General features: G+C 69.2%; 9 protein-coding genes. 8 read left to right on the top strand and 1 reads right to left on the bottom strand.

Annotated features, from left to right (window positions below; all coding sequences use genetic code 11):
• On the top strand, window positions 1-1,128 hold a 1,128-nt coding region (locus ACIRON_RS28470), incomplete at its 5' end, for a DUF222 domain-containing protein (RefSeq protein ID WP_402998066.1).
• 123 nt (window positions 1,129-1,251) lie between these two features.
• Complete coding sequence (locus ACIRON_RS28465; RefSeq protein ID WP_402998063.1) at window positions 1,252-1,587, top strand: DUF1048 domain-containing protein; 336 nt, start codon at window positions 1,252-1,254, stop codon at window positions 1,585-1,587.
• Window positions 1,588-1,752: 165 nt separating this feature from the next.
• Here the strand turns inward: ACIRON_RS28465 and ACIRON_RS28460 are convergent, their stop codons facing one another.
• Entirely contained in the window at window positions 1,753-3,366 is a 1,614-nt protein-coding gene (locus ACIRON_RS28460) for a GMC oxidoreductase (protein ID WP_402998060.1), read from the bottom strand.
• Between the two features lie 289 nt (window positions 3,367-3,655).
• Here ACIRON_RS28460 and ACIRON_RS28455 point away from each other — a divergent pair, with 289 nt between their 5' ends.
• From ACIRON_RS28455 to ACIRON_RS28430, 6 genes are read left to right on the top strand one after another with little or no spacing between them, the layout of a single operon-like run.
• A complete protein-coding gene (locus ACIRON_RS28455; RefSeq protein WP_402998057.1) occupies window positions 3,656-4,999 on the top strand; it encodes a hemolysin family protein in 1,344 nt (447 codons plus the stop codon).
• Window positions 4,999-6,057, top strand: a complete 1,059-nt coding sequence (locus ACIRON_RS28450) for a hemolysin family protein (protein WP_402998054.1) — start codon at window positions 4,999-5,001, stop codon at window positions 6,055-6,057. Before ACIRON_RS28455 ends, ACIRON_RS28450 begins: the two co-directional genes overlap by 1 nt.
• Window positions 6,058-6,099: 42 nt before the next feature.
• Window positions 6,100-6,792 (top strand): CDP-alcohol phosphatidyltransferase family protein, encoded by a 693-nt coding sequence (locus ACIRON_RS28445; protein WP_402998052.1) that lies wholly within the window; start codon window positions 6,100-6,102, stop codon window positions 6,790-6,792.
• A complete protein-coding gene (locus tag ACIRON_RS28440; protein WP_402998049.1) occupies window positions 6,785-7,711 on the top strand; it encodes a DUF881 domain-containing protein in 927 nt (308 codons plus the stop codon). Before ACIRON_RS28445 ends, ACIRON_RS28440 begins: the two co-directional genes overlap by 8 nt.
• Complete coding sequence (locus tag ACIRON_RS28435) at window positions 7,708-8,040, top strand: small basic family protein (RefSeq protein ID WP_008359542.1); 333 nt, start codon at window positions 7,708-7,710, stop codon at window positions 8,038-8,040. The genes ACIRON_RS28440 and ACIRON_RS28435 overlap by 4 nt, the downstream gene beginning before the upstream one ends.
• A gap of 19 nt (window positions 8,041-8,059) precedes the next feature.
• Entirely contained in the window at window positions 8,060-9,343 is a 1,284-nt protein-coding gene (locus ACIRON_RS28430; RefSeq protein WP_402998047.1) for a DUF881 domain-containing protein, read from the top strand.
• Window positions 9,344-9,387 lie beyond the last annotated feature (44 nt).

Here is a 9,387-nt window from a genome sequence, read left to right as displayed (position 1 = left end):
GCCGGGGTTCCTGTCCGCAAACAGGGTGAAGGGGTCGCCTCCCAAGTCGCGTTGGCGCGACGGGTCTCACCCGAGAAGGGCGCCAAGATGCTCGGACTCGCCAAGATCCTGATCGCCGAGATGCCGCACACCTTCGCGCTCATGAAGGCCGGGTTGTTCTCCCAATGGCAGGCCACCATTCTCGCCCGCGAGACCGCCTGCCTCTCGGTCGAGGACCGCCGGATCATCGACCATCGGCTCTGCGCTTTCGGGCCCGACGGTGAGGCACCCAAGGTCGTCTCGATGGGGCTGCGGCAGCTCGAGAACACCGCCAAGAAGCTCGCGATCAGTCTCGACCAGGCCTCCGTCGTGGCCCGAGCCGCGAACGCCGTCAAGGACCGTCGGGTCAGCCTGCGGCCCGCACCGGACACCATGACCTGGCTCGGTGCGCTGCTGCCGGTCAAGGACGGGGTCGCGGTCTTCGCGGCTCTCGATCAGGCAGCGAAGGCTGCCCACGCGGCGGGTGACGAACGAACGCGGGGTCAGGTCTTGGCCGACACCCTGGTCGATCGAGTCACCGGCCGCGAGGCCGCCGGGGTGAGGCCGAAGGTCGAGGTCAAGATCGTGATGACCGCCGACTCCCTCGCTGGCGACGCGGATCAGCCCGCCTTCGTGGAGGGCTACGGGCCCGTCCCTGTCGCCTGGGCCCGCGACGCGCTCAACGACGCCGAGGTCTTCGTCCGCAGGTTGTTCACCGACCCCGCCGGCCGTCTGGTAGCGATGGAGTCGAAGTCGAGGAAGGCGCCCGACGGGCTGGCCGAGTTCATCACCATTCGCGACGGCGGGGTTTGTAGGACCAACGGCTGTGATGCCCCGATCCGCAACATCGACCACGTCGAACGGCATGCCGATGGCGGCGAAACCAGCTCCCGGAATCTGCAGGGGTTGTGCGAACGATGCAACCAAGCCAAGGAAGCCCTCGGCTGGCAGGCCAGACCAGGACCCGACGGCAGCATCATCACCATCACACCCACCGGGCACGCCTATACGAGCCCACCACCAGATGCCTGGACACCGGACCCTCCACCCCTGTCCCAGGGAGAACTCCGTCTGCGCGAGGTACTCCTCGATCACCGTTTGGCGGCCTAACACCCAGGCTCTGGGAACTCTTTTCTGATCGGTGCTTGACCTTGACGCTGCGTCAGGCCTGCACGCTTCTTCCATCGGCCCCACCAGGGAACCGAACAAAACACCCATAGAAGGAGCACCACCATGAACAACCTCCTCAGCCGCCTCGTAGGCGACAAGAAGGACTGGAAGCGCATGGAAGCCCGCGCCGCCGAGCTCCCCGCCGACTACCGCACCGTCTACGGCGAGATGAAGAACTACATGTGGCGCTTCACCGCCGGCGACGGCATGGACATCGTCGAGGCCCTCCGCGACGTACTCGACCTGTTCGAGACCGAAGCAGCCGCCGGACGCAACGTCATCGAGGTCACCGGACCCGACCTGGCCGCGTTCTGCGACGCCCGACTCCCCGAGCAGCACGACACCTACCGCAACAAGCTCCGCGCCAACCTCAACGAGGTTGCTCAGAAGCTCGCATGAGGTGGTGGGAAAACGTAAGAGCCCCGCTGGCGTCTCGGGTCACCAGCGGGGCAAGAACAATGTTGCCGCATCACCCAAGGGGTTGTCACCCCCTTTCGGCAAAATCTGCAGAATTTTGCATTGCATGATCCTGGTGAGCCCGCAACGGCTTGGGAGCGGCACCCGTCAGATGACCGTACCGACGTCCTTGGCGACGATGTTGTCCATCGCGCGCTCGGCGACGGCGGCGATGGTCATCGACGGGTTGCACGCTCCGGTGGTGCCGGGGATGAGTGCGCCGTCGAGGACGTAGAGGCCGTCCTGGCCCTGTACCCGGCCGTCGAGATCGCAGACGGTGCCCATGTTCGCGCCGCCGAGGGGATGCCAGGTGCTGTTGACGATGGCGTTGGTGTCGATCAGGGCACCGAGGCCGCCGCTGATCTTCGAGACCCGCTCGTGGATGGCGCGATAGCTCGCCGAGTCGCCGCCGAAGGGGAAGCGCAGGCTCACCGAGTCCGTCAGCGAGCTGTAGCGGAAGCTGCCGCGGTCGGCACTGACGCCGAAGCCGACCAGCATCGTGGCGCCCAGGTCGAGGCCGAGGGGGAGGGGTGGCAGCGATGCCTGGATGACGGTGTTGGCCCTGGTCGGGTCGGCCCAGTCCTGGCTCTGGTAGACGACGGGACCACCTTGCGTACCGGTGAGGTTCTCGTCGAAGGGGCGCCACATGTAGATCCGGTCGCCGTTGGTGCCCCAGCCCTGGCCGAGCTGCTCGGGAAGGTCCGGGATTGTCTCGGTCGCCGCGGCGCGGACCAAGAGCTTGCTGGTGTTGAGCGAGCCGGCCGCCATGACCAGCGCGCGGGTGGTCAGGATCTTCTGCTCCACCACGTCGCCGGCGTCGTCGGTGCGATCGACGTGCACCTCCCAGCGACCGTCGGCGGCCCGGGCCACGCTCGTCACGTTGTGCCGGGTGGCGACCTTCGCCAGTCCGGTGGCCTCGGCCTGCTCGATGTAGGTGACGTCGACGGAGTGCTTGCCGCCGTTGTTGACGCCGAGGGCGCAGTCGCCGTTGGTGTACGAGGGCGCCATCTCGCCCCGCAGCTCCGCCAGCGCGTAGGACCAGTCGATCGGCATCGGGATCTTGCGCAGGTCATAGCCGGCGGCCTCCACGCGCTCGCCGAACGTACGCGAGACCCGGTAGCTGTCCGAGGCGATCAGCTCGTCGGGCGCGGTCGCGGCGCCGAGCATCCGGGCGACCCGCGGGTAGTGGACCCGGTCCATGAGGTCGTAGTCGAGCTCGTTCGGGAACCAGGTGTTGAAGACCTCGGCGGAGGGCTGCAGCGTCATGCCCTGGTAGACCAGCGAGCCGCCACCGACGCCGGCCGCGCACATGGCGAGCATGTTCTGGCCGAGGACGGGCTCGAGCAGGCCGACGTACGGACCGAAGTTCAGGGGAGTGCCGAGCAGCTTCTGCAGCGGCTTGAGCGCCTCGGGCGCGGTGGTGTGGAACAGCACCCGCTCGTCGAGCGAGCGCACAGTCGGGAAGGTCTGCGCGTCCGGGCCCGTCGGCCAGCGGCGGCCCCGCTCGAGCACCGTGACCGGTACGCCGGCCTCGGCCAGCCGCAGCGCGGCCACCCCGCCACCGAAGCCCGACCCGATGACGATCGCCCGGTGCTCCTCCCGCACCAGTCGTACGCGACGGGGCGAGGTGGCCGCTGCCGGACCGGCGAGCAGCCCGGACGCGGCGGCGCCGGCGGCACCGGCCGCGCCGGCGAGGAACGTACGTCGTGAGGCTGAGGACATGGTCAAGGGGACTCCCTCGGCTCGTGATTCGTCGGTTACTGCCGCGTAAGAGTTGACGAACGGGTGAGATGTGTCAAGGCTCACAGCCCCGTTCTGGACAACTGTGTCCGGAACGCGACACGTCTCTCAAGGCCCCGCACAGCAAACGCAGGAGGCGCAACCACAGCCATGTAGGCTGACCGCACTTCCAACAGCTAAGGACGATCTGAACCCCGATGGACGGACCGCAACCCGGCCAATATCCATGCCCGCTGTGTGACTCGCGGCCGTACCAGCCGAGGTTGGTGCGATGACCGAAGTCCTGTTCATCCTCCTGGCCCTGCTGCTGGTCGCTGCCTGCGGTGTCTTCGTGGCCGCCGAGTTCTCCCTGGTCACGGTCGACCACGCCCAGGTGGAGATGGCCGCCGAGCAGGGCGACAAGCGCGCCCAAGGCGTGCTCCACGCGATGAAGGAGCTCTCCAGCAACCTCTCCGGCGCGCAGGTAGGCATCACCGTGACCAACCTCGGCATCGGCTGGATGTCGGAGCCGGCGATCGCCGAGCTGATCGACGCGCCGCTGCTCGCGACCGGGCTGCCCGAGGGGGCGGTGACGGGAATCGCGGTGACGATCGCGCTGACCCTCTCCACGATCGTGACGATGCTCTTCGGCGAGCTCGTCCCGAAGAACCTCGCGCTGGCCCTGCCCCTGGAGACCGCGCGCGTCACCCAGGGCCCGATGCGGGCCTTCACCCGGCTCATGCGCGGCCCGATCAAGGTGCTCAACGGCACCGCCAACGCCATCGTGCGCCGCCTGGGCATGGAGCCGCAGGAGGAGCTGCGCTCGGCGCGCAGCTCGGCCGAGCTCTCCTCGCTGATCCAGCGCAGCGCCCACGAGGGCACCCTGGACGCCGACACCGCCGAGCTGATGGAGCGCTCGGTCGAGTTCGGCACCCGCACCGCGGGGGAGATCATGACCCCGCGCGTACGCGTCCACAGCCTCGACCACAACGACCGCGCCGAGGCGCTGATCGAGCTCACCCGGCGTACGGGCAACTCCCGCTTCCCGGTGCTCGACGACCGCGAGGCCGTGGTCGGCACCGTGCACGTCAAGGCGGCCGTGGCGCTGCCGGTGCACGAGCGGTCGACGGCCAAGGTCAAGCACCTGATGGTGCCGCCGGTGGTCGTGCCCGACTCGCTGCGGCTGGACCCGCTGATGGCGCTGCTGCGCGCCGAGGGGTTCCAGCTGGCCGTGGTGCTCGACGAGTACGGCGACCAGGCCGGCATCGTCACCCTCGAGGACGTGATCGAGGAGATCGTCGGCGATATCGCAGACGAGCACGACCCGCTCAGCGCCCGAGCCCGGCTGCGCCGCGACGGCGGCTGGTCGCTGTCGGGGCTGCTGCGTCCCGACGAGGTCGAGGACATCACCGGTGTCGCCCTGCCCGAGAGCGAGGACTACGACACCATCGCCGGTCTGATGCTGAGCCTGCTCGGCCGCATCCCCGAGCGTGGCGCCTCCGCCGAGCTGACCGTCCCCGGCAACCCGCCGCCGGACGCCGATGACGACGATGTGTACGCGAGGTACGTGAAGCTGACGGTGGAGGTCATGGAAGGCCGCCGGATCGACCGGATCTCGATGCAGGTGATCGGCTGATGAGCACCACGATGGGACTTCTGCTCGGCCTGGTGCTGCTGCTCGCCAACGGCTTCTTCGTCGGCTCGGAGTTCGCCCTGGTCTCGGCCCGGCGCAGCCAGATCGAGCCGGCCGCCCAGGCAGGCTCGCAGATGGCCAGGATCACGCTGCGGGCGATGGAGAACATCAGCCTGATGATGGCCGGCGCCCAGCTGGGCATCACCGTCTGCTCGGTGCTGCTGCTGGCGATCACCGAGCCGGCGCTCGCCCACCTGCTCGAGCCCGGCTTCGACCTGATCGGTCTGCCCGAGGCCTTCCACCACCCGGTCGCCTTCGTGATCGCGATGCTCGTGGTCACCTACCTGCACGTGGTGATCGGCGAGATGGTGCCGAAGAACATCGCACTGGCCGGCCCCGACAGGGCCGCCCTGGTCCTCGGCCCGGCCATCTACGCGGTCGTCTACGTGCTGCGCCCGATCATCGTCGCGTTCAACTACGTCGCCAACGTGTGCATCCGGGCGCTCGGCATCGAGCCGAAGGACGAGGTGAGCTCCGCGTTCACCCGCGCGGAGGTGGCCGCCATGGTCGAGGAGTCCCGCGGCGAGGGGCTCCTGGAGGAGGACGAGTACGGCCGCCTGGCCGGCGCGCTCGGCTTCACCGAGAAGACGGTCGCCAAGGTCACCATCCCGATCTCCGAGTGGACGATCGTGCCGCGCGGCGCCTCGGGTGACGACATCGAGGCGGTGTGCGCCTCGACCGGCTACAGCCGGTTCCCGGTCGCGGGCGAGAGCGGCGACCTGGTGGGTTACCTGCACATCAAGGACGTACTCGAGCCCGATGACGTACGCCGCAGGCAGCCCGTCCAGAACAAGTGGATCCGCCCGTTCGCGACGGTCACTCCCGACGACGCGCTCCACGAGACGCTCGAGACCCTGCAGCGCCGTGGTGCCCACCTGGCCCGGGTCGTCCGTGAGGACGGCAGCACGATCGGGCTGGCGACGCTGGAGGATGTCATCGAGGAGCTGGTCGGCGAGATCCGCGACGCCGCCCACGCCGACGACTCCACGCCCACCGACTAGGGTTGGCTCGTGCCGCGTCTGGTGACAGAGGAGAGCCCGCAGATGCCCAACCGTCGATCCGGTGATCCCCGCCTGCAACATGGCCGGGACGCGCGTCGGCGACCCCAGGGCTCGGCCGACCGCAACCAGCCCGTGCTCGGCAAGCTGCTCAGCATCCTGCGGCTCGTCTACGCGCCGGTGATGCTGTGGGCGGTGATGATCGCGAAGGACGACACGATCGCGCTCTCCGCGTTCGGTCTCGCGATCGTCACCGACCTGCTCGACAGCTGGCTCAACCGCAAGCAGCTGGGCCGCCGCCGCTCGGGCGAGCTGCTCGACGTGGTGGCCAACACCGTCTTCGTCCTGGCCGCGGTCCTCGCGCTCTGGCAGATCGACGTGATCCCGTGGCCGATCGCGCTGCTGGTGCCGCTGCGGTTCGTCGGCCTGCTGGCGATGATCCCGGCGCTGCGCAGCCGTGGAGTGCGTACGCTTCCGGTCCATCTCCTCGGCAAGGTGGCCGCGTTCTGCCTGCTGGCCTCCTTCCCGCTGCTCTACCTCAGCCACGACATCCCCGAGACGCTCGATCTCGGCCTGGAGCCGAGCCTGCCGATCCAGGTGGCGCAGGCCTTCGGATGGGCCTTCGCGCTGTGGGGGATCCTGCTGCTGTGGTGGAGCCTGGTCCTCTACGCCCAGGAGGCGCGCCGCCTGATGGCCACCACACCGCCGCGGGAGAAGGGTGGAGCGACCCGTGCCTGACCAGATCCCGGGCTCCGAGGACCTGCGCGACTACGTCACCAAGCCACTGCTGGACCGCATCACCGACCAGGCGATCGACTCCGACTACATGGCCGCCGCCGAACGGCGCGAGCCGACGGGGGAGGAGCCGACCCGGCGTCGCCGGCCGGGCCTGTGGGCGATGGTGGTGGTCGGGCTGTTCGCGCTGCTGGCCACGACCGCCGCGGTGCAGACCTCCCGCAACGAGGACATCCGCCAGACCAGCAGGCAGGTCCTGGTCGACCGCATCGAGCAGCGCCAGGACCGGATCGCCGACCTGCACAAGGAGATCTCCGCGCTGCGTGAGGACAACCAGAGCCGTGAGTCGGCGCTCAACGCGCTCGGCCTGCGGGCCGAGTCGGCATCCTCGAGCGCCGCGGCGACCGCGGAGGAGACCGGGTTCGCCCCCGTGACCGGCTCGGGGATCAGGATCACGATCGACAACGCCGCCGACGGCAGCGAGGGCGGCACCGTGCGCGACTACGATCTCGCCGTGATCGTCAACGGACTGTGGCAGGCGGGCGCGACCGCCGTGGCCGTCGACGGCCAGCGGGTCACCCCGCGCAGCGGTGTGATCACCTCCGGCGCCACCCTCCGGATGAACGACGTCTCGCTCTCGCCGCCCTATGAGGTGTCGGCCATCGGCGACACGCGTACGCTGGCCGCACGCTTCGCCGAGACGGTCTCCGGCGCGATGATTCACACCACGACGCAGGACTACGGGATGCCCTACGACGTCGAGAACATCGACCGGCTCACCCTTCCCGCGGCGCCGCCTGATCTGCTGGAGTTGACCCACCTCGGGGCCAAGTCCAAGGACAAGGGCACCCAGGGCTCCAAGAAGCCCACCGACAACACCGAAGACTCCGAAGAGAACAGCGAAGGGGACCGCGAAGAATGATCGCCGTCATCGGCCTAGTGATCGGCATCGTGCTGGGACTGTTCTTCCAGCCCGAGGTCCCTGTCGGTCTGGCGCCTTACCTGCCGATCGCCGTCGTCGCCGCGCTGGACGCGGTCTTCGGTGCGCTGCGCGCGTTCATGGACGGCATCTTCGACGACAAGGTCTTCGTCGTCTCGTTCATCAGCAACGTCGTGATCGCTGCCGGCATCGTCTACCTCGGTGACCGCCTCGGCGTCGGCGGCCAGCTCTCCACCGGCGTCATCGTCGTCCTCGGCATCCGCATCTTCACCAACGTCGCAGCCATCCGGAGGCACATCTTCCATGCCTGACCGGAAGAGGAGGCCCCCGGTGAAGCGGACCGCGGCCAAGCGGACCCCGGCGAAGAAGGCGCCGGCGAAGAAGCCCGCCGAGCCCGCGGAGGAGACCGTCACCGAGCCTGTGACCGACGACGGCGCCACGCCCGAGACCTCCGACGAAGGTACGCCGACGGCTGAGCAGGCGCCCGCGGAGGCTGTCGAGCCGACCGCCGCCGAGGCCGAGGAGCCGTCGGAGACGGACGCGCCCGACGAGGCTGTGTCCGAGGAGGCTGTCGACGAGCCCGAGGAGCAGACGGCCGAGGACACCTCCGCCAAGGAGCCCGAGGAGTCGGACGCGGCCGAGGAAGCCGACAACGCGCCGGTCGAGTCCACCGACGAGGCGGACGACGTCGAACCTGCGGCGGCAGAGGCAGTCGAGGCGGAGGAGCCTGAGGCCGAGAAGGCCGATGAGCCCTCGGACAGCCCAGAGCCCGACGAGGTCGAGGATGCGGCCGAAGACGAGCGGCCCGAACAGGTCGACGAGGCCGAGGAGCTTCCGAAGCCCCAGAAGGCCGAAGAGGCCGACGAGACTGACGAGCCGGACGAGCCCGAGGAGGAGCCTGCGCCGCTGGTCGGCCGGGCGCGGCTCTTCGACGCGCTCACCCACTTCCGGCGCGGCCAGGTCGCCGTGGCGGTCCTGCTCTGCGTACTCGGCTACGCCGCGGTGGTGCAGGTCCAGACGAACACCGAGGACTCGACGTACGCCGGTCTGCGCGAGCAGGAGCTGATCGACATCCTCTCCGGCCTGGCCGGGACCACGCAGAAGGCCCAGGAGCAGATCGAGGAGCTCGAGGGGACCCGCGACGAGCTCGAGGACCAGACCCTCCAGCAGCAGACCGCGCTCCAGCGTGCCGAGGAGCAGGTCGACACGCTGCGGGTGATCGCCGGGACGGTGCCGGTCAGCGGTCCGGGGATCACCATCGAGATCGACCCCGGGGCCGACCCGCTGCGGCTGACCGCGCTCCTCGACCTGATCGAGGAGCTGCGTACGAGCGGCGCCGAGGCGATGGAGATCGAGGGGGCCGACGGCGAGGCCGTGCGCCTGGTCGCGTCGTCCTCGATCGAGGTCAGCCAGCCCGGCCAGGGACTCAACGTCGGCGGCGAGCTGATCAGCCCGCCGTACCGCCTCAAGGTGATCGGGCCGCCCGACACGCTGGCCGGTGCGATCGACTTCTACCAGGGCCCGCAGGACCAGCTCGAGGAGCAGGGCGCGGAGGTCAAGGTGGAGCCGGAGGAGAAGATCGACATCGAGTCGATTCACACCGTGTCCCGCTGACGGTTTCGTCGGTGGGGCGCAGTAGGGTTTCGACAACCGGCTCG

This window comes from Nocardioides sp. NPDC101246 (genome assembly GCF_044767415.1).
Classification (GTDB): Bacteria; Actinomycetota; Actinomycetes; order Propionibacteriales; family Nocardioidaceae; genus Nocardioides.
This window is presented reverse-complemented; position numbering and strand designations above follow the sequence as displayed.

What these genes read in the sequence shown, in the direction of transcription:
- ACIRON_RS28445 (WP_402998052.1), top strand. Translation starts at nt 6,100, where the DNA reads ATGCCCAACCGTCGATCCGGTGATCCCCGCCTGCAACATGGCCGGGAC.
- ACIRON_RS28460 (WP_402998060.1), bottom strand. Translation starts at nt 3,366, where the DNA reads ATGTCCTCAGCCTCACGACGTACGTTCCTCGCCGGCGCGGCCGGTGCC.
- ACIRON_RS28435 (WP_008359542.1), top strand. Translation starts at nt 7,708, where the DNA reads ATGATCGCCGTCATCGGCCTAGTGATCGGCATCGTGCTGGGACTGTTC.
- ACIRON_RS28465 (WP_402998063.1), top strand. Translation starts at nt 1,252, where the DNA reads ATGAACAACCTCCTCAGCCGCCTCGTAGGCGACAAGAAGGACTGGAAG.
- ACIRON_RS28455 (WP_402998057.1), top strand. Translation starts at nt 3,656, where the DNA reads ATGACCGAAGTCCTGTTCATCCTCCTGGCCCTGCTGCTGGTCGCTGCC.
- ACIRON_RS28450 (WP_402998054.1), top strand. Translation starts at nt 4,999, where the DNA reads ATGAGCACCACGATGGGACTTCTGCTCGGCCTGGTGCTGCTGCTCGCC.